The following is a 19,478-nucleotide window of genomic DNA, read 5'->3' on the forward strand; positions in this document are numbered from 1 at the left end:
CACGCGCATGGAAGAGAATAAAAACCGCATCCGCATCAATCACCGCATCCATATTCATGAAAATGATTTGGAGGAGAGTTTTATCCGGTCGTCGGGGCCGGGCGGACAGAACGTCAATAAAGTTTCCACCGCAGTGCAATTGCGGTTTCTGGCCGGACAAGCAGGGCTGCCGGAAGATGTGCTGGAACGCCTCATCAAGCTTGCCGGACAACGCGCCACCAAAGATGGCGATATTCTGATTGAAGCAAGCCGCTTTCGTTTACAAGAACGCAACCGCCTTGATGCGCGGGAAAGAATGATTGCGCTGATTGCCGAGGCTGCCGTTCCGCCGCCACCGCCAAGACGTAAAACAAAGCCCACCAAAGGCTCTGTTGAACGCCGCCTGAAACAAAAAGCAGGGCGCGCTGATGTCAAGAAAATGCGTGGCAAAGTGAATTTTGATTAAGCAGATATTTCTGTCAAAGAAATATGCCAGAATGCATCGTCACGATCTTTTAAAATGAGTTATGGCGCTTTCTGATTTATTTTATTGGACAGCTGCAATTTCCGCATTAAACTTGCCATACAACTGTAACGAGGAGCTATTTTGATGGGTATTTTCGATTTTGTTAAATCTGTAGGCACCAAGCTCGGCTTTGGTGAAGATGAACCAAAAGCAGATGATCTGAAAAAAGAATTAGACTCTCACAAGCTCGGCACTGACGATGTGCAGGTTGTGGTTGAAGGCGACAAGGCTGTGCTCAAAGGCACCGTTAAGGACCAGTCTGCTTTTGAAAAAGCCATTATTGCTGTGGGCAACTCACTGGGCGTTTCCAAAGTGGAAGCCTCGGAGCTCACCATTGATGGTGCCTCGGATAGCAAAGAGCCGGTTTTCTATACCGTGAAAAAAGGCGACAACCTGTGGAAAATCGCCGAAGCCCAGTATGGTAAAGGCAAAGGCGACAAGAACAACATTATCTTTGAAGCCAATAAGCCGATGCTGACCTCACCGGACAAAATCTATCCGGGTCAGGTTCTGCGTATTCCTGAGCTCGACTAAAATTTCATATATTTTCATCTGAAAGGCTCCGCCGAAAGACTAGCAAGTCAGTCATTTCGGCGGGGCTTTTTTTATGCCATCTTTAAGCCTTCAATAAAGCCGGAGACATATGATGATCATCACCTTTGGGTCGATTAATGTGGACTTCATGTTTCAGCTAAACGAAATGCCGCGTGCCGGCCAAACATTGCTGGCCAATGATTTTCATACCGGCGCAGGCGGCAAGGGCGGCAATCAGGCACTGGCCGCTGCCCGTGATGGCGCTGAGGTGCTGATGTATGGGGCAGTGGGCACAGATGCACTGGCGCAAATCGGCCTCAGCAATCTGGAACAGGTTGCCAATATCACGCGCATTGAGCGCCTTACAGAGCCAACTGGTTGCGCTTCTGTTTATACCGACAGCCACGGCAATAATATGATTGCAGTGGCTTCTGGTGCCAATCTGCACGCCTCCTCGGATGTGATCGAAGACACAGATCTTCAAAGCGCCAATATCGTGTTGATGCAGATGGAAAACAAACCGGAAGAGGTCGAGAAGCTCATCCGCCGTACCCATGCAAGCAAAGCGCTGGCGATACTCAATCTGGCACCAGCCTATCGCTTGCCAGAAGATGTGTTGTCTTTATGTGATCTGATTGTTGTCAATGAGGATGAAGCTGAAGCACTTGCAACATGGGTTAACTGCCCACCTGATGCTGAAAGCCTTAGCAAGTGTCTCAACACCGGCATTTTACGCACTCTTGGCGGTGAGGGGGCTGAGGCCTTTATGGACGGACAATTCATTCAAATGAAAGCCGTGGCCGTGGATGTCAAAGACACGACCGGCGCCGGTGATTGTTTTGTTGGTGTGCTGGCTTCTGCTCTCGACAAAGGCATGACACTTGGCCAAGCGATGGAGCGTGCATCCGTTGCCGCAGCCATTGCCTGCACAAAAACAGGTAGTCAGCAGACAATCCCGATGGCCAAAGAAACAGACCAGTTTATCGCCAGTCACAGAGTTTAAAACGAAAAAGTCCGGCTCATCAAGCCGGACTTTTTACTGTTTAAAGTTTGCGAAGTGCCACTTCTTCAATCAGATGATCAGCACCTTTGCGCAAGATCAAATCCGCACGCGGCCGTGTCGGCAGAATGTTTTCGCGCAAATTGATCAGGTTGATATTTTCCCACAAACCTTCGCCGATTGAGCGTGCAGCGGTTTCTGACAGCTGTGAATAACGGTGGAAGAACGAATTCGGATTTTGGAAAGCCGTCTCACGCAAATGCATGAAGCGGTCAATATACCATTTGTGGATCTGATCGGTTTCCGCATCAATATAGATGGAGAAATCAAAGAAGTCGGATACGAACGGCACCATCTTGCCATCTTCCGGCAGATCACGCACCTGCAACACATTGATACCTTCAAAAATCAGAATATCAGGCTTGTGGATGGTGATATATTCATCCGGCTGCACATCATAGAAAAGATGCGAATAAAGTGGGGCGCGCACCTGTCCCATGCCAGCTTTAATGGCAGACAAAAAGCGCAGCAACGCACCCACATCATAACTTTCCGGAAAGCCTTTGCGATCCATCATATTGTGGTTTCGCAGCACTTCATTGGGATAGAGAAAGCCGTCTGTTGTGACAAGATCAACTTTCGGGCTTGACGGCCAGCGTGCCAGCAATTCCTTCAGAATACGCGCTGTGGTGGATTTACCCACTGCCACCGAACCGGCAATGCCGATAATGAACGGTGTTTTGAACGTATCATCCATATTGAGGAATTGCTTGCGCTGCTGAAACAGCAACTGGCTTGCTTCCACATGCGCCGACAGCAAACGTGACAGCGACAGATAAATATGGCGCACTTCATCCAGATCAATCGGATCGCCTAAAGAGCGTAACCGTTTAACCTCATCTGCGGTCAGGGTGAGGGGCGTATCGGCACGAAATTCCGACCACTCATTTGCGGAAAACAAGCGATAAGGCGAATATTGTCCGGGTGCAAGCTGGTCCACTTTTTCCCACATGAGAGCGCGTCCTTATGCGTTGCCGCGAGCAGCTTTTTCCTCAAGACCCGTTTGAGATGTGCGACGCTGTAATTCAGCCAAAACATCATCCAAAGAGACACCGGCCAATTTCCACACCACCAACAAGTGATAGAGAAGATCAGCACTTTCAGACACGACTTCCGACTTATCACCGGCAAGTGCTGCGATGATCGTTTCCACCGCTTCTTCGCCAAGCTTTTGGCTGGCTTTCGGCTGACCTTTACGCATCAAAGAAGCCGTATAAGACGAACCATCCGTGCTGGCCGCGCGCTCAGCAATAATGCTTTCCAGCGCTTCAAGGGTAAATCTGCTCATCGTTTTTCTCCGGAGCTGTTCCCGCTCATCAGTTTTTTATGGCAATGGATCAAGGCGCACAGGAATGCCGGCATCAGCCAGATAGCGCTTTGCTTCTTCAATCGTGTAGGTGCCAAAATGGAAAATGGACGCAGCCAGCACAGCCGCCGCATGGCCGTCACGAATACCTGCCACCATATGATCAAGCGTACCAACGCCACCCGATGCAATCACCGGCACGCGTACACTGTCAGCCACAGCACGGGTCAGTGCAATGTCATAACCAGCCTTGGTGCCGTCACGATCCATAGAGGTGAGCAAAATTTCACCTGCACCGAGATCTGCCATTTTCTGCGCAAACTCAATCGCATCAATGCCGGTGCGTTCACGACCGCCATGGGTGAAAATTTCCCAACGATCTTCTTCATTGGCAGCGGACACTTTTTTCGCATCAATCGCCACAACAATACATTGATTGCCAAACTTATCGGCAGCTTCTGCGACAAATTCAGGATTTTTCACCGCAGCCGTATTGATCGAAACTTTGTCAGCACCCGCCAGCAACAATTTGCGAATATCGCCAACAGCACGCACGCCACCACCCACAGTGAGCGGCATGAAGCATTGTTCAGCGGTGCGTGACACCACATCAAAAATCGTATCGCGATTGTCGGAGGTCGCCGTAATATCAAGAAAGCACAATTCGTCGGCACCGGCCGCATCATAAGCTTTAGCCGCTTCCACCGGATCACCGGCATCAATCAGATCAACAAAATTGACGCCTTTAACGACGCGTCCATCTTTTACATCCAGACAAGGAATAACACGTGCTTTGAGCATTATGCGCCTCTGTTGTTTTTGAGTAATGCCAGTGCCGCAACCGGATCAATCCGGCCATCATAAAGCGCACGTCCAGAAATTGCGCCTTCAAGCTTGCGGGCATCGGGCTGGGTCATGCGTTCAATGTCCTGCATCGACGCCAAGCCGCCGGATGCAATCACCGGAATGGAAACCGCTTCCGCCAATGCAAGGGTTGAATCCCAATTGATGCCAGCCAGAATGCCGTCACGGTCAATATCGGTGTAAATGATAGCGGCCACACCGGCACCTTCAAACTTCTGCGCCAGTTCAATCACGCCAAGCTCGGATGCTTCTGCCCAGCCTTCAACCGCCACTTTGCCGCCCTTGGCATCAATGCCAACGGCCACTTTGCCCGGAAACTCTTTACAAGCTTCGATAACAAGTGCCGGATCACGCACCGCAACCGTGCCTAAAATCACGCGCGACAGCCCTCGCGACAGCCAGCTTTCAATATGCTGCAATGTACGGATGCCGCCGCCGAGCTGTACCGGATTTTTGGTAGCTTTCAAAATTGCATCAACAGCTGCACCATTGACACTTTCACCGGCGAAAGCGCCGTTGAGATCAACCACATGCAGCCACTCGAAGCCCTGATCTTCAAATGCTTTTGCCTGAGCGGCAGGGTCTTTATTATAGACCGTTGCCTGATCCATATCGCCCAGTTTCAGGCGAACACATTCGCCTTCTTTAAGATCAATCGCAGGAAATAAAATCATGGCTTCCACTTCAAGAAATTAGCAATCAAGGCCAGCCCGAGTGCCTGGCTTTTTTCTGGATGGAACTGGGTTCCAGCCATATTATCGCGCGCAACCGCAGCAGTGACTGTCTCTCCATACTCACTTGTGGCCAAAACATCCTGAGGATTTTTAGCGTCCAGCATGTAAGAATGAACGTAATAGGCGTGTAATCCATCCTCACCGGTTGCAATATTGGCAAATAGTGGATGGGAATGTTTCACGTGAATCTTATTCCAGCCGATCTGCGGAATTTTCAAACCCGGGTCTGAAATTTTGATTTCACGCACATCACCGGCAATCCAGCCAAGGCCTTCAGTCACTTGTTTTTCAAGGCCGCGCTCAGCCATCAACTGCATGCCGACACAAATGCCGAGGAAAGGGCGCGCCTGTTCAACAACGGTTTTCTGCAATGTTTCGATCATATCCGGCACAAGGGACAAACCACGTTTGCAATCGGCATAAGCGCCGACACCCGGCAGCACAATATAATCCGCATACGCCACGCGATGCGCGTCCGAAGTCACATCAATTTCAATTGAAGGATGCACATCGTTGCCTGCACGTTCAAATGCTTTGGCAACGGAGCGCAGATTGCCTGATCCGTAATCAATAATGGCAACACGCATTAAGAATTGTCTCCGCGGTGGCTCACAAGACCAATCTGCGAGCCGATATGTGGGAATTGGAGAGGGGACTTCAGCTGTCTTTGCTGAGAGGTTGTTTCTGTCACTGAAGCGGCGCTCTGTGGCTGTGGACGCAAATCTGCATGATCAACGAAATAGCGGATTTCCGCTTCGCCTAAATCATTGGCATCAATCACAGCCTTTTCCACAAAGCCGCGACGACGTAATTTAGCGATCTGCCAATTATTGCCTTCCAGCGCCACCAGCACAGAAACAAGAAAAATCAGAAATGGCACAGCGGGCGCAAATTGTGATGTATTGGCAGCGCTGCCAATGGCAATGGTTGCCGCCAACACAACAAATGCTTCCAGCCACAGCCGTTTGGACAGAAGCCAGAAAAAAGGCACGATCAGCGCGAAGAACGCAAAACCGTCACGTACTATGACAGTCCGATCTGCCTGTACCTTTTCGTTTAAGCCTTCTGGTTCCAGAACGACAAAGCTTGCCATGACTAACCTTTTAAAGTGCCCTTTGTTGAAGGTATCGCATTTTTTTGGCGCGGATCACTTTCAATAGCAACCCGTAAAGCGCGCGCCACTGCTTTAAAAACAGTTTCGGCAATATGATGGTTATTGCTGCCATAATGGGTTTTGACATGCAATGTAATGCCGGCATTCATGGCAAAGGCCTGAAAAAACTCCTGCACCAGCTCGGTGTCAAATGTACCGATTTTCGGCGCATTGAAAGGCACATCCCAAACGAGGAAAGGGCGCCCCGACACATCCAATGCCGCGCGGGTTAAAGTTTCATCCATCGCCAGATCAAGTGAGGCATAACGCACAATACCGCGGCGCTCGCCCAAGGCTTCCGCCACAGCCTTGCCCAGTGCAATGCCGGTATCTTCAACGGTATGATGGTCATCAATATGCGTATCGCCTTTGGTGCGGATATGCATATCAATCAGGGAATGTCGTGACAGCTGATCAAGCATATGGTCGAAGAAACCAACACCTGTTTTAATATCAAATTGGCCGGTTCCGTCCAAATTCACCGAAACGGAAATTCCGGTTTCGTTGGTGGAGCGTTCAATGCTGGCTTTGCGTGTGCTGTCAGAAACCATATCTTTTCCCATATGTATATATTGGCCCCATAGGCATTTATTGGCAGCGTTCTAGAACAGGTTGCGGCTTTTTCCAAATGCTTTGATGGGTTGCAGCCATCAATTGGCTTAATTTGTTGCGCCGCACCGCCTTATTATTTGCATTTCTTTGTCAATTTCATACATAAACAGACAAGGAAACAGAGCTTATTTCTTGTAAATCGCATCTTCGCGTCACATATTCAGGATCAGCTAAGATCAGTCGGGATCGCCATGATTGCCTAAGTGAACAGGAATCTGAGCGATCGCCTAAGGAGTATCTATGATCAATCACAATCCGACAACCATTTACGGCACCACCATCGTGACAGTCCGCAAAGGCGACAAAGTCGTTATTGCCGGTGACGGTCAGGTATCGCTTGGTAATACAGTGATGAAGGGCAATGCCCGCAAAGTGCGCCGCCTCAGCAAAGGCAATGTGATTGCCGGTTTTGCCGGTGCGACGGCTGATGCTTTCACACTACTGGAGCGCCTTGAAGCCAAGCTTGAACAATATCCCGACCAGTTGATGCGCGCTTGTGTGGAACTTGCCAAAGACTGGCGCACCGACCGCTATTTGCGCAAACTGGAAGCCATGATGCTGGTGGCTGATGCCAATGTAACTTTGGCACTGACCGGCACCGGCGACGTGCTGGAACCGGAACATGGCGTGATGGCCATCGGTTCGGGCGGCAATTATGCGCTGGCTGCGGCCAGAGCGCTGGTTGATACCGATCTTGGCGCAGAAGAAATTGCTCTCAAAGCAATGAATATTGCAGCCGATATCTGCATTTACACCAATCATAGCATTCTGGTGGAAACACTCGACGCGAAATAAGCGCCCAATTGAAGAGCAAAGCCGAGAGGCGAAAATCGCCTCTCATCATCCAATCAGCTCAAATGAAAAGCCGTTCATCCTTTCAAACTTATGCGGGTAACGGCCGATGGATTATAAATCATGTCAAATTTTTCACCGCGTGAAATTGTTTCTGAACTGGATCGCTACATTATTGGCCAGAACGACGCCAAGCGCGCCGTTGCCATTGCTTTGCGCAACCGCTGGAGACGTCAGCAGCTTGACGGCCAGATGCGCGAAGAAGTGATGCCAAAAAACATTCTGATGATCGGACCGACCGGCGTTGGTAAAACCGAAATCTCCCGCCGTCTTGCCAAATTAGCCGGTGCGCCTTTCATCAAGGTTGAAGCCACCAAATTTACCGAAGTTGGCTATGTCGGACGTGATGTTGAACAGATCATCCGCGATCTGGTGGAAGCGGCCATTGGCCTTGTGCGCGAGAAAAAGCGTGAAGAGGTGAAAGCCAAAGCCCATATCAATGCCGAAGAACGTGTATTGGATGCGCTGGTGGGTAAAACGGCCAGCCCTGCAACCCGCGACAGCTTCCGCAAGAAATTGCGCGAAGGTGAGCTGGATGACAAGGAAATCGAAATTGAAGTCGCCGACAATGGCGGCGGCAACAATTTTGAAATTCCGGGGATGCCGGGTGCCAATATCGGTGTGCTGAACTTGAGCGACATGCTTGGCAAAGCCATGGGTGGCCGTACCAAACAACGCAAAACCAGTGTCAAAAATTCCTATGCGCTGTTGATCACCGATGAATCCGACAAGCTGCTGGATCAGGATCAGGTCATTCAGGAAGCACTCAAGGCAACAGAGAATGACGGTATCGTCTTCCTGGACGAGATCGACAAGATCGCCCGTGAAGGTGGTTCCGGTGCCGGTGTTTCACGTGAAGGTGTGCAGCGCGATCTGTTGCCACTGGTGGAAGGCACCACCGTTGCAACCAAATATGGTCCGGTGAAAACCGATCATATTCTCTTTATCGCATCCGGTGCTTTCCATGTTTCCAAACCATCCGACCTGCTGCCTGAATTGCAGGGTCGTTTGCCGATCCGTGTGGAACTGAGCGCACTGACCCGTCAGGATCTGCGTCGCATTCTGACCGAAACCGAAGTGAGCCTCATCAAGCAATATATCGCTTTGATGGCAACGGAAGAGGTCAAACTCGATATTACCGATGATGCGATTGATGCCTTGGCGGATATTGCCGTTGATCTCAACGCAACGGTTGAAAATATCGGTGCACGCCGTTTGCAGACCGTGATGGAGCGTGTGCTGGATGAAATTTCATTTTCCGCACCGGATAAATCGGGCTCGGCTTTTGTCGTTGACGCCGATTATGTGCGTAAAATGGTGGGCGATCTGGCCAAGAACACCGATCTGTCACGCTTTATTCTGTGATAATTGTGAATATAAGTGACCAGAAAGTCACTATTGAAATAGTTAATTAAGAATTTAAAAAATCCCCTCGACTTGTGCGGGGGGATTTTTTATTTTCCGGCTCAACTTATATTCGCATTTCTTCACTTACCGAGGCACGTTACAGCAATATGACTAGCCGACTGAACCTTATCGCCGGCCTTTGCCTGTCCGTAGTGCTTGCAAGCCCAGTTTTCAGCCAGCCCGCTTATAGCGCGACGCTTGTTCCCCCGGGCAATCGCAATGCTGAGCAGCCTGCAATTCCTGGTGCCTCTGCCAAGCGCACCAAAGAACTCAGCACCACTTACGAAAAGAAATATCAAAAAATCTACACATTGCTGAAATCGGATGCATCGCTGCGCTCAAAAATCCGCGCCAATGCTTCTGCCTATGGCATTGACCCGATCCATATTGTGGGCGCGGTTGTCGGTGAACATACCTATAATGTGGATGTCTATGACCGTTTGCAGACCTATTATGTGAAGGCCATGTCCTATGTTAATCAGGGTGTGGATTTTTCTTATAATGGCGAAAGCATCGCCGCTTTTATCAAGCGTCCTGAATTTTCCGGTTGCGAACGCTTTAAAGACAGCTACACGCTCTGGGGCTGCCGTGAAGATGTATGGAATGCCAAATTTCGCGGTAAAAAAGTTGGCGGCAAATCTTACCCGAACAACCGTTTCAGCGCTGTCTTCTTCCAGCCATTCTATGCAGGCCAAACCTTTGGTCTTGGCCAGATCAACCCACTGACCGCATTGCAAATGTCCGATATGGTCAATCGCGTTTCAGGTTTGCCGAAACTGCGCGCTGAAGATGGCACCACCATCTATAAAACCATTATGGATCCGGATTTAACCCTGCCATATATTGCAGCCACGATTAAACAGTCGATCACGTCCTATCGTCAGATTGCCGGTTTTGATATTTCTAAAAATCCGGGTCTGACCGCCACCCTTTATAATACCGGTGGTGCGGACGACCGTGCACGCGCTTTGGCACAGACCAACAACAAGCGAAAAGCAGCTGGTCAGCCGCCTTTGATGCCACAGGAAAACTACTATGGCTGGTTGGTCAATACCAAGATGGATGAGTTGAAAGCCCTGTTTTAATTAACAGGCAAACCGTGACGGATTGATTTATTGCGGCGGCGCTTACGCGCCGCTTCAATCTGTTCAGTCATGGTTTTAATCGTCTCGCGATCCAGAATACGAATATTCTTTGATAATAAATTGGCAAGTTCGGTGGCTTGCGGGCTCAGGCCAGCCGTATCGATCACCACACGCGGATGCGAAATTTTCGCCAGCTGTTGCAGCTCTTCCGCTTCGTCCCAGATAATATTAAAATAAGTGATGATGCGTTGCAGCATGTCCCATGTCGGCGCACCGCGCCGCCCATGCTCAAGCGCTGACAAATAGGCAGCAGAAACCCGTAAAGCTTCCGCCATTTCCTTTTGTGATACACCGCGCTTTTCACGCAGTTCTCGCAATCGCTGGCCAAAAGGGGTCATAGGGATAATCCTACGGAACCGGCACGGCGCAAACGTACATAAAGCGCACCATGCCCGCCATGATGATGGGCTGCATCTTCATAAGCACTGACAAGCAAACGGAAAATCGGCGTCGAAAACCAATGCGGCACCACTTGTTTCAGTACCCCCTCACTGCCGAAAGAGCGTCCTTTACCGGTGATAATCAGCACATGGCGCAAACCTCTGCCATGAGCATCGGCCAGAAAGCCGTATAATAAATTATACGCCTCACGCTGCGTCAGTCCGTGCAGGTCAATCCTTGCATCAATATTGAGACGCCCTTTGGCGATTTTTCGATGCGTTGGTTTATCAAGCTGATAAATTTCCGCCTGTTTCGGTTTGCCGACCACAGGCTTTGTTTCTTCGTTTGATACAACAAGCTTTTTAAATTGGGGCGCAGCCGATGGTTTTGGTTTGGGGGCGACTTCCTGTTCCCACAAATCAAAATCATCCATTGCCGATTTTAAATGATGTTTGCCGGAAATCGGCAATGCGGTTTTGGCAACCGTTTCCCATAAAATCCTGTCTTCTGAGCGTAGGTAATTTTTAGGAGCCATGTGCAATGCTCCTCACAACGCAAAAAAACGGCCAAAGCCGTTAGTCATTTTTCGAAAAATAAACATCCGGGCAGTCAATGCTGCCCGGAACAGAGCTAATTTTATTATATACAACACTTGTCCGAATCCGGATCACAAAAGATTAAGGTTGCTAAAAGCAGAAAGACCCTTAGTCCTCTGCCTCAGTTGCCACCAAACGCCAGTTTGGATCACGCGATTTTACATCACGCGCAAATGTCCAGAGATCCTTGACCTCAATCACAGCTTCCGGATCACCATCGATAAGATTATCTTGGTTGTCCAAAGTGGATGAAATCATCTGGCTTAACAGTGAAACTGTAATATGGGCTTCCGAACCTTTGATTTCCACTGCAGTGATATCAGCTTTTTCCACACCGATATAAGTGGAACGCTGTTTTTCACCGCGCTTTTCACGCTCATCAATAGCGGCGACAAAGCCTTCATACACTTCTTTGGACAGAAGGTTTTTCAGCAATTTACGATCACCGTCGGCAAAACCCATCACGATCATTTCATGCGCAAGCTTCACGCCTTTAACGAAAGTCTTTGGATCAAATGAAGCATCCATTGCACGGATGGCACGCAATTTATCATTGATGAGCGAACCGACGGGTGCCACGGCATCAATGGAGCGGAAATCTTTGACCGGCTGTTCTGCACCAGCTTTGCGCGGCAGCGAAATCACATTATCCGCATCATCACCATTTTGCGGCTGCGCTGCATCCGCTGGCTTTTGCGATGTATAAGGATCAAAGGGCGGTTTCTCATTACCTGTGCGGGTGCCAAGAACATTTCTCAGCTGGAAGAAAATCACAACCGCTGCGATGAAGAAGAAAATTGTGCCAAAATCAAAAAATTCCATACCCTGCGCCATTTTAGGACCCGTGCTTCACTCTAGCATAACCGGATCTGAATTTCACCTGAAGCATTCTTAATTTATAAAAATGCTCAATCCGCTCATTGATGCACCTTATTCCAAAAACCGTTAAACACTTTTTGGGATGCTATTTATTCTCAACGCGCATCTTAATCTAAAAACCATTACATAGTTTTTAGGATGCGCTTGTATTCAAAAAACATATAGAGTGTGCTGATCAAACATTCAAATACGGATAGCGCATACCTATCTGTAATAGCGTAAAGCTTAAGTGATGCCGTGTATCCTATATGTATTTCATTGCAAATGCATATATTTCATGCGGATTAAACCACGAATATAGCATTATAACCGCAATACTGCCGCATCAATGTGAATGATGGACATTCATAAATGCTGAATGAACTGAAACCGACAGGCAAGTGAAAGGCCTTTTTTATATGCCATCCTCCTATGCACCGCTTTTCTTATTGGCATTACCTTTTATCGAGATTGCTGGTTTTATTATCGTCGGCAGTCATGTGGGCGTGCTGGCAACCATCGGATTGCTGATCCTAAGCGCCATACTGGGCTTTTTTCTGCTGCGTATTCAAGGCTTCAGCCTGTTACAGCGCATCCGCTCAGAAACCGCTGCCGGCCGTGTGCCAGACCGTGAAGTTGTTCATGGTGCTATGCTAGTAATGGCGGCAATTTTGCTGATCGTGCCAGGCTTTTTTACCAGTGCAATCGGCTTGCTGCTTTTCATGCCACCAATTCGTGATTTTGTCTGGAACCGCTTTTTGCGCGGCAAAATGGTGGTCGCTGGCGCTTATACAAACAGCGGCAATTACAGCAATAATAATTCTTATAACAGTAATTCTTCTTATAGTGATGACAATATCATTGATCTCGATCCGGAAGATTTTTCCAGTAAACCTGACCCGAATTCACCATGGCGGCCAAATAATCAGGATAAATGAAGCCTGAAGCTTTAAGATTTAAAGCAGTTTCTTGCCTCATAGAGAAACACATGCTAGCCAACTTAACTGAATTCGGGACATTCAGGATCCCGCTCAAACAAAAAAAGGTTTTTTTGAAAATGGCAAATGAAGCGACGAATGGAAACGGTTCGGCTAATCCAGCTGTTGAGCCATCACTGAATATTCTGGCTCAGTATATCAAGGATCTTTCCTTCGAAAGCCCAGGCGCACCAATGTCACTGCGTCCGCGTGAAAAAGCCCCTGCAATCAACATCAATGTAAACGTCAATGCAAACCCGATTGCACAGGACGATTTTGATGTTGTTCTGACCCTGACCGCGAAAGCAACAGACGACAAAGATGTTCTGTTCAACGCAGAGCTGGTTTACGGTGGTGTATTCCGCATTCAGGGCATCCCGCAGGAACATGTATTGCCGCTTCTCTTCATCGAATGCCCGCGTCTTCTGTTCCCGTTTGCCCGTCAGATCATTGCTGATGCAACACGCAATGGCGGCTTCCCGCCACTGATGATCGACCCGATCGATTTTGCTCAGATGTTCCAGCAGCGCATGGCTGAAGAACAGGCTAAAAACGCTGTTAAGAGCTAATCAGTTTAAAAACTGAAATATAAAAAAGCCCGGATGTTTATCCGGGCTTTTTTATTAAACACTATTAAAGCCTCAACCGGCCATATATTTTTTCCAGATCGCTTTATCGCCCATTTTAGCAACCATTGCATCATGGGCTGCTTTTTCGGCTTCGCTGATACGGGAAGCCAAAGGGGCAGGGCGCTTGGCCAGCTCAATTTTTTGCGCTCCGCCTGATTGGGCAGAACTATCCTGATTACTATCACTGTTTAAACCAAGGGCTGTCTGTTTACCGCCGATCAGCTCGATATAAACTTCGGCCAGAATTTCAGAGTCAAGCAAAGCGCCGTGCAATGTACGGTGGCTGTTATCAATGCCATAACGACGGCAGAGCGCATCAAGCGTGTTCGGCCCCATCGGATTGCGCCGACGCGCCAAGGCCAATGTATCCACAATCCGGTCAGTCCCGATCGGCTCGCGCCCCAAACGATCAAGTTCCGCATTGATAAAGCCCAGATCGAACATCGCATTATGCGCGACCAGCTTGGCACCATCAAAAAACGCGAGAAAATCATCCACGATATCGGCAAAAACCGGCTTATCAACCAGCTGCTCATTGCTGATCCCGTGCACTGCCAACGCATCAGGATGCACTTCTTTGCCTTGCGGATTGATGTAAACATGAAATGTGCGACCGGTGAGGAAACGATTGACCATTTCCACGCCGCCGATTTCAATAACCCGATCTTCCAGACGGGCAAGACCCGTGGTTTCAGTATCGAAAACGATTTCACGCATTGTTATTCATGCCTTTATGCTTAATTCTATCTTCAGATTTAATGCTTGCTCAATTGCTCAATGATTAAATCAATCTGCTCTTGCATAGCCTCAAAACTAACATTGCTATCAATGATAAAATCAGCTTTTGCACGCTTTTCGTGATCGCTCATCTGACGACTTAAAATACTCTCAAATTTTTCAATCGTCATGCCTTCTCTGGCCAGCACCCGCTGGCGCTGCACATCAGCAGCGGCACTTACCACCACAATACGGTCAACCCGGTCTTTGCCGCCTGCCTCAAAAAGCAGCGGAATATCAAGTACCACCATCGGCTCACGATCAAACTTTGCCTGTTCCAGAAAGAGGCTTTCTTCTTCATGCACCAACGGATGCACGATTGCTTCAAGCTTTTTCATGGCCTGACTATCATTAAGTACAGCCTGCGCCAGTTTTTTACGGTCGACAATGCCGTCAACCACAGTGCCTGGAAAAGCTTGCTCAATCAGAGGGCTGGCACGTCCGGCATAGAGCCGGTGCACCGTCTCATCAGCATCATAAACCGGCACACCAGCCTGCTCAAACATTTTGGCAGCGGTGGATTTACCCATTCCGATAGAACCGGTGAGACCGACAATGATCATTTTATTTTGCCATATCCTCTAAAATATGCGCGCGCAAAGCATCTGTCACTTCAGGACGCACACCAAACCAACGCTCAAAACCCGGCACCGCCTGATGCAGCAGCATGCCCAAACCATCCGCAGTTTTTAATCCGGCACTTTTTGCCTTTTTCAAAAACCCTGTTTCCAGTGGAACATAAACAATATCTGTTGCCAAGGCCTGGCTAGATGCCTTGGTCAGATCAAGCGGAAATTCCTGACTTTCGCCATGTCCGCTCATTCCAAGCGATGTTGTATTAACGATCAAACCAGCCGATGGCACAAGCGTGTCAGCTTCTGCCCATTCATGCGCGGTGATCACAACATCATCGCTTTTAAAATGTCTGACCAGCTCTTCAGCGCGCGCCAAAGTTCTGTTCACTATAGATATGGTTTTAAAGCCGCGCTCTTTCAATGCGTGGATGATTGCGCGCGAAGCGCCGCCCGCACCTAAAATCAACGCTGTATCTGCTTTATCCCAATCCGGCGCCAATGCATCCAGATTGGCTGCAAAACCATAAGCATCGGTATTGCTGCCGCACAGCTCGCCATTTTCCAGCCAAAGCGTATTAACCGCGCCAATGGCTTTGGCTGCATCATCAAGTTTGGCACAAAGCTTAAAAGCTTCTTCCTTATGGGGCAGGGTGACATTTCCCCCAACCAGATTTTGCGCAGCTAACGTGGTAGCAAAGCTGGCAAAGTCTTCAGGTGCCACTTCCATTGCCTGATACGACCCCTGCAAACCATATTCCCGCAGCCAAAAGCCATGAATAAGCGGCGAGCGTGAATGTTTAATCGGATAGCCGGTTACAAAGGCTTGGTTTTTATCAGCCATCAATCAAACTTTCTTCGCGCAGTTTTTGTAAGAGCGGTAATAAAGGCAGGCCGATAATAGTAAAATAATCGCCTTCGATTTTTTCAAACAACTGAATGCCTTCGCCTTCCACCTGATAAGCGCCGACACTGGATAAAGCATTATCACCAATACGCTCCAGATAGCGGCCGATAAATTCCGGCTGCAAGGGACGCATAGTCATATAAGCAATGGCCACATGGCGCCAAATTGTCTCGCCGTTTTTGACCAGCACAATGCCACTGTTTAACTGATGTGTTTTACCGGAAAGCTTGAGAAGGTTTTTACCTGCTTCTTCCAGATCAGCCGGTTTATGAAAAATCTCATCGCCCAGAGATAAGGTCTGGTCACAACCGATAATGATCGCATCGGGATGTTTTTCACTAACGGCTAAAGCTTTTGCTTCTGCCAACACCATCGCCACATCTTCAGGCGTTGCACCCGAACGATAAAGCGGCGCTTCAACAGCGCGCTCGTCAATATCGGCATTTTCCGTGCCAAAGGTCAAACCGGCATTGTTAAGAAGCTGTGCCCTGAACGGACTTTTGGACGCTAAGATAAGGGAGGGGGTCACGGTTGATCTCATTTTCTGGTCTGTCTTATCAGCGATTGCGCGGGCGCAGCGCTAAAATGGCCGCCGCTGTTTCTTCGATCGAGCGACGCGATACATCAATCACCGGCCAGCCATGCCGCGCACAAAGATTGCGCGCATAGGTTAGCTCTTCTGCAATCGCAGCTCTGTCAGTGTAAAATTCATTATGAAAATCAGCAACCGTGCCTAGCAAACGATGCTGGCGCACCTGCGAAATACGCTCAGCCGTGGCAATCAAACCAACGATCAATGGTTTCTTGGCATTGATCACTTCATCAGGAATTGGCACGCCATTCACAATCGGCACATTGGCGGTTTTGATACCGCGATTGGCCAGATAGATACTGGTTGGTGTTTTAGAGGTGCGGGAAATGCCAACCAAAACAATATCTGCTTCTTCAATATCAGGTGGCAGCAAGCCGTCATCATGCTCCATAGTAAAATTGAGCGCATCGATACGGCGGAAATAATCCGTGTTTAAAACATGCTGCGCGCTGGCGCGTCGGTGTGCGGCGAGCCCCAAATAAGACTGGAAAGTTGCCAGCACCGGCTCCAGCACAGAAACACAAGGAACCCCCATCGCCGAACAGGACTGATCGATCATCGCAGCCAGTTTTTGATCCACCACTGTGTAAAGAACAATGCCCGGTTCGGCATCAATTCCTTCCAGAACTTTGCTCAATTGTTTCTCGGTTCTGATCAGCGGATACATGTGCTCAATCGCACGCGCATTGGTGTATTGCGCGGCCGCTGCACGGCCTGCTGCAATGAGAGTCTCTCCGGTCGCATCAGAAATCAAATGTAAATGAAAGTAAGAAAGCGGTTTTGTCACAGTTATCTCATCACCCTGTTGACGGTTGTGCGTAATTTTAAGTGCCTTTTATTCATCCCAGTCAGGCTGGTGAAAACTTCGCGATTTATCCACAATTCGCCGATCTGTATAAAAACTTATGACAGGGATGTGCATAAACTCTGATTGGTTTAGTTCTATCACACTTATCCAATAGTTTTCCACAATTTGCAGTGGATAGATTTTTTTGCCAAGTCCTTAGGATTCAAAGTAAATTTGACCACCCATTGCTTTTTCCCGAATGATCGGTGATTTATGCACACACCAAAGGATCAGAGTGAATGTGCTGTGGGTAAATTAAAGGCAAACATTAATCCCCAATACTAACAGACTCTAAGAATCAAAAGATTCCAAAATCCTTCCTTTCTTTACTAATAGCGCCTGAGGATAACTCCGCTCGCGCCAAAAGGAAAAACGATGACACGCAAAGTTTTGAGAGTTATTGACGGTGAAACAGTATTTCCACCACCAGCTTGGATGATGCGTCAGGCAGGCCGTTATCTGCCTGAATACAGAGCCAGCAGAAAGGAAGCAGGAAGCTTTCTCGACCTGTGCTACTCACCCGATTTTGCTGTTGAAGTAACCCTTCAGCCAATTCGTCGTTTTGGCTTTGATGCAGCAATTCTCTTTTCTGACATTCTGGTTGTCCCTCATGTCCTTGGACGTGACCTTCGCTTTGAAGAAGGACGTGGTCCTTTAATGACACCGATTACGCCAGATGAAATTGCTGCTTTGAATATTGAAGGGGCTGAGGAAAAACTCGCACCTGTTTATGAAACAGTCAATCGTCTGCGTAATGAATTGCCGGATGAAACCACCTTGCTCGGCTTTTGTGGCGCACCATGGACTGTTGCGACCTATATGATCGCCGGTCATGGCACACCGGATCAGGCGCCTGCACGCCTTTTTGCCTATCAGCACCCGGAACTGTTTGAAAAGCTTTTGAATGATCTGGCGGATATCTCTGCTGCCTATTTAATCAAACAGCTCGATTCCGGCGCTGATGCTTTGCAAATCTTTGATTCATGGTCTGGCGTTTTAGATGAAGATTGCTTTGATCGCTTCTGTGTCAAACCAGTGGCGCGCATTGTTGCAAAAGTCAGATCCGTTTATCCGGATGCCCGCATCATCGGCTTCCCGAAAGGTGCAGGTCTGCTTTATCAAGATTACCGTGAAAAAACCGGCGTGAACATGCTGGGGATGGATTGGACAGTGCCGTTCTCTTTTGCCAAGCAGTTACAGGCACAGGGCGCCGTACAGGGTAATCTCGACCCATTGCGGGTGGTTGCTGGCGGAAAAGCGCTTGATGAAGGCGTAGACGCCATTTTGAAGCATTTGGGACAAGGTCCGCTCGTCTTCAACCTGGGCCATGGCATAACACCACAGGCACCGATTGAACATGTACAGCAAATGCTCGATCGGATAAGAAATCAGGCATAAGGAGAATCTTTATGAGCACTGATGTTAATAGTTCCGGTTCCAAAGTCGCCATTCGGGCAATGGTTTCACTTGCCATTGTTTTAATCGGTTTCGGCATATTGTTTCACGTGAATCCAGAAGGTGCTTATAATTGGATTAAAGCGCTCCATGTGATTGCGATCATTTCTTGGATGGCAGCGATGCTCTATCTGCCGCGTTTGTTTGTTTATCATTCAACAATCGCGGTGGGTTCTGAAACATCTGAATTGTTCAAAGTGATGGAACGCAGACTTTTGCGCGTCATCATGAACCCAGCGATGATCATTGCATGGATCACCGGTCTTTGGATGGCTTGGGATATGTTTGCATTCAAAGGTGGTTGGTTACACGGAAAACTACTTTTAGTTGTCCTGATGTCCGCAGCACACGGAATCCTATCGAAATCCATGCGCCGCTTTGCAGCCGATCAGAATACTAAATCATCGAAATATTGGCGGATTTTCAATGAAGTGCCGACAATTCTGATGATCTTGATTGTCATTTTAGTGATCGTGAAACCATTCTGATCAGGATTTTTTAAGTTCAAAAAGAAGCGCCGTTTGCAAAAGCGGCGCTTTTTTTATGATTGTAGTATTTTGTGCTCTGCTATAATTTTTAAAAATACGTCGTTCGTTTTGTCTCGATTATAAAATTCGTACTAAAATAATTTGTCCGATTTAATTGCCTCTTGCTCTGAAGCGTAAAAATCATTATGTATGTGGCACTTCCCACCTGATAAGCAGACTTTCGATGT

General features: G+C 48.4%; 25 protein-coding genes. 10 read left to right on the forward strand and 15 right to left on the reverse strand.

The window, feature by feature from the left end:
• Positions 1–7 precede the first annotated feature (7 nt).
• From arfB to ABDZ76_RS05450, 3 genes are all read left to right on the forward strand, one after another.
• Complete coding sequence (gene arfB, locus ABDZ76_RS05440) at positions 8–445, forward strand: alternative ribosome rescue aminoacyl-tRNA hydrolase ArfB (RefSeq protein ID WP_343802362.1); 438 nt, start codon at positions 8–10, stop codon at positions 443–445.
• A gap of 144 nt (positions 446–589) precedes the next feature.
• Complete coding sequence (gene lysM, locus ABDZ76_RS05445) at positions 590–1,039, forward strand: peptidoglycan-binding protein LysM (RefSeq protein ID WP_343802365.1); 450 nt, start codon at positions 590–592, stop codon at positions 1,037–1,039.
• Between the two features lie 109 nt (positions 1,040–1,148).
• Positions 1,149–2,042 (forward strand): ribokinase, encoded by an 894-nt coding sequence (locus ABDZ76_RS05450; protein WP_343802368.1) that lies wholly within the window; start codon positions 1,149–1,151, stop codon positions 2,040–2,042.
• Between the two features lie 40 nt (positions 2,043–2,082).
• Here ABDZ76_RS05450 and coaA read toward each other — a convergent pair whose 3' ends face one another.
• Genes coaA through hisB form a run of 7 tightly spaced genes read right to left on the reverse strand, consistent with a single transcriptional unit; the run spans position 2,083 to position 6,707 of the window.
• On the reverse strand, positions 2,083–3,051 hold the full coding sequence (gene coaA / locus ABDZ76_RS05455) for a type I pantothenate kinase (RefSeq protein WP_343802371.1): 969 nt from the start codon (positions 3,049–3,051) through the stop codon (positions 2,083–2,085).
• 12 nt (positions 3,052–3,063) lie between these two features.
• On the reverse strand, positions 3,064–3,387 hold the full coding sequence (locus ABDZ76_RS05460) for a phosphoribosyl-ATP diphosphatase (protein WP_184221497.1): 324 nt from the start codon (positions 3,385–3,387) through the stop codon (positions 3,064–3,066).
• Positions 3,388–3,423: 36 nt separating this feature from the next.
• On the reverse strand, positions 3,424–4,209 hold the full coding sequence (hisF, locus tag ABDZ76_RS05465; protein WP_343803137.1) for an imidazole glycerol phosphate synthase subunit HisF: 786 nt from the start codon (positions 4,207–4,209) through the stop codon (positions 3,424–3,426).
• Positions 4,206–4,943, reverse strand: a complete 738-nt coding sequence (hisA, locus tag ABDZ76_RS05470) for a 1-(5-phosphoribosyl)-5-[(5-phosphoribosylamino)methylideneamino]imidazole-4-carboxamide isomerase (protein WP_343802376.1) — start codon at positions 4,941–4,943, stop codon at positions 4,206–4,208. Before hisA ends, hisF begins: the two co-directional genes overlap by 4 nt.
• Positions 4,940–5,590 carry an imidazole glycerol phosphate synthase subunit HisH gene (hisH, locus tag ABDZ76_RS05475; protein ID WP_343802379.1) on the reverse strand — a complete coding sequence of 217 codons (651 nt, stop codon included), beginning with the start codon at positions 5,588–5,590 and terminating at the stop codon, positions 4,940–4,942. Before hisH ends, hisA begins: the two co-directional genes overlap by 4 nt.
• Positions 5,590–6,096: a DUF2628 domain-containing protein gene (locus tag ABDZ76_RS05480; protein WP_343802382.1), complete on the reverse strand. Its 507-nt coding sequence runs from the start codon at positions 6,094–6,096 to the stop codon at positions 5,590–5,592. Before ABDZ76_RS05480 ends, hisH begins: the two co-directional genes overlap by 1 nt.
• 2 nt (positions 6,097–6,098) lie before the next feature.
• Positions 6,099–6,707, reverse strand: coding sequence for an imidazoleglycerol-phosphate dehydratase HisB (gene hisB, locus ABDZ76_RS05485; RefSeq protein ID WP_343802385.1), 609 nt, complete (start codon positions 6,705–6,707; stop codon positions 6,099–6,101).
• Positions 6,708–7,008: 301 nt separating this feature from the next.
• On the opposite strand from hisB, the gene hslV reads away from it, so the two are divergent.
• The 3 genes from hslV (at position 7,009) to ABDZ76_RS05500 (ending at position 10,112) form a co-directional block, all read left to right on the forward strand.
• Entirely contained in the window at positions 7,009–7,563 is a 555-nt protein-coding gene (hslV, locus tag ABDZ76_RS05490) for an ATP-dependent protease subunit HslV (RefSeq protein ID WP_343802388.1), read from the forward strand.
• 120 nt (positions 7,564–7,683) lie between these two features.
• The gene (hslU, locus tag ABDZ76_RS05495; protein ID WP_343802391.1) at positions 7,684–8,985 is read left to right on the forward strand and encodes an ATP-dependent protease ATPase subunit HslU; all 1,302 of its coding nucleotides are present in this window, start codon (positions 7,684–7,686) and stop codon (positions 8,983–8,985) included.
• A 149-nt stretch (positions 8,986–9,134) separates the two neighbouring features.
• Positions 9,135–10,112 (forward strand): DUF1402 family protein, encoded by a 978-nt coding sequence (locus ABDZ76_RS05500; protein ID WP_343802394.1) that lies wholly within the window; start codon positions 9,135–9,137, stop codon positions 10,110–10,112.
• On the opposite strand, the gene ABDZ76_RS05505 is transcribed toward ABDZ76_RS05500, so the two are convergent.
• The 3 genes from ABDZ76_RS05505 to ABDZ76_RS05515 all read right to left on the reverse strand — a co-directional run bounded on the left by ABDZ76_RS05505 (position 10,109) and on the right by ABDZ76_RS05515 (position 11,971).
• Positions 10,109–10,510 carry a helix-turn-helix domain-containing protein gene (locus tag ABDZ76_RS05505; RefSeq protein WP_343802397.1) on the reverse strand — a complete coding sequence of 134 codons (402 nt, stop codon included), beginning with the start codon at positions 10,508–10,510 and terminating at the stop codon, positions 10,109–10,111. The two genes, ABDZ76_RS05500 and ABDZ76_RS05505, sit on opposite strands and share 4 nt — an antisense overlap.
• Positions 10,507–11,088: a Smr/MutS family protein gene (locus tag ABDZ76_RS05510; RefSeq protein ID WP_343802400.1), complete on the reverse strand. Its 582-nt coding sequence runs from the start codon at positions 11,086–11,088 to the stop codon at positions 10,507–10,509. The genes ABDZ76_RS05505 and ABDZ76_RS05510 overlap by 4 nt, the downstream gene beginning before the upstream one ends.
• 169 nt (positions 11,089–11,257) lie before the next feature.
• Positions 11,258–11,971, reverse strand: a complete 714-nt coding sequence (locus ABDZ76_RS05515; RefSeq protein WP_343802403.1) for a Tim44/TimA family putative adaptor protein — start codon at positions 11,969–11,971, stop codon at positions 11,258–11,260.
• A 455-nt stretch (positions 11,972–12,426) separates the two neighbouring features.
• Here ABDZ76_RS05515 and ABDZ76_RS05520 point away from each other — a divergent pair, with 455 nt between their 5' ends.
• Together ABDZ76_RS05520 and secB are read left to right on the forward strand one after the other, a co-directional pair.
• Positions 12,427–12,945, forward strand: coding sequence for an FxsA family protein (locus ABDZ76_RS05520; protein WP_343802406.1), 519 nt, complete (start codon positions 12,427–12,429; stop codon positions 12,943–12,945).
• 119 nt (positions 12,946–13,064) lie between these two features.
• Entirely contained in the window at positions 13,065–13,553 is a 489-nt protein-coding gene (secB, locus tag ABDZ76_RS05525; protein ID WP_184221521.1) for a protein-export chaperone SecB, read from the forward strand.
• Between the two features lie 72 nt (positions 13,554–13,625).
• On the opposite strand, the gene dnaQ is transcribed toward secB, so the two are convergent.
• The 5 genes from dnaQ to ABDZ76_RS05550 are packed head-to-tail and all read right to left on the reverse strand — an operon-like array spanning position 13,626 to position 17,248.
• Positions 13,626–14,330, reverse strand: coding sequence for a DNA polymerase III subunit epsilon (gene dnaQ / locus ABDZ76_RS05530; protein WP_343802411.1), 705 nt, complete (start codon positions 14,328–14,330; stop codon positions 13,626–13,628).
• Between the two features lie 38 nt (positions 14,331–14,368).
• Positions 14,369–14,953, reverse strand: a complete 585-nt coding sequence (gene coaE, locus ABDZ76_RS05535; RefSeq protein WP_343802414.1) for a dephospho-CoA kinase — start codon at positions 14,951–14,953, stop codon at positions 14,369–14,371.
• A gap of 1 nt (position 14,954) precedes the next feature.
• Positions 14,955–15,806 carry a shikimate dehydrogenase gene (locus tag ABDZ76_RS05540; RefSeq protein ID WP_343802417.1) on the reverse strand — a complete coding sequence of 284 codons (852 nt, stop codon included), beginning with the start codon at positions 15,804–15,806 and terminating at the stop codon, positions 14,955–14,957.
• Positions 15,799–16,398 (reverse strand): Maf-like protein, encoded by a 600-nt coding sequence (locus ABDZ76_RS05545; protein WP_343802420.1) that lies wholly within the window; start codon positions 16,396–16,398, stop codon positions 15,799–15,801. Before ABDZ76_RS05545 ends, ABDZ76_RS05540 begins: the two co-directional genes overlap by 8 nt.
• 28 nt (positions 16,399–16,426) lie before the next feature.
• Complete coding sequence (locus ABDZ76_RS05550) at positions 16,427–17,248, reverse strand: pyruvate, water dikinase regulatory protein (RefSeq protein WP_343802423.1); 822 nt, start codon at positions 17,246–17,248, stop codon at positions 16,427–16,429.
• Positions 17,249–17,683: 435 nt separating this feature from the next.
• Between ABDZ76_RS05550 and hemE the strand changes: the two genes are divergently transcribed.
• Together hemE and hemJ are read left to right on the forward strand one after the other, a co-directional pair.
• Positions 17,684–18,706: a uroporphyrinogen decarboxylase gene (gene hemE, locus ABDZ76_RS05555; protein ID WP_343802426.1), complete on the forward strand. Its 1,023-nt coding sequence runs from the start codon at positions 17,684–17,686 to the stop codon at positions 18,704–18,706.
• A gap of 11 nt (positions 18,707–18,717) precedes the next feature.
• The gene (gene hemJ, locus ABDZ76_RS05560; protein ID WP_343802429.1) at positions 18,718–19,251 is read left to right on the forward strand and encodes a protoporphyrinogen oxidase HemJ; all 534 of its coding nucleotides are present in this window, start codon (positions 18,718–18,720) and stop codon (positions 19,249–19,251) included.
• The last annotated feature ends 227 nt before the right edge of the window (positions 19,252–19,478 follow it).

It is taken from the genome of Paenochrobactrum glaciei, from assembly GCF_039522165.1.
In the GTDB taxonomy this organism is placed as follows: domain Bacteria; phylum Pseudomonadota; class Alphaproteobacteria; order Rhizobiales; family Rhizobiaceae; genus Paenochrobactrum; species Paenochrobactrum glaciei.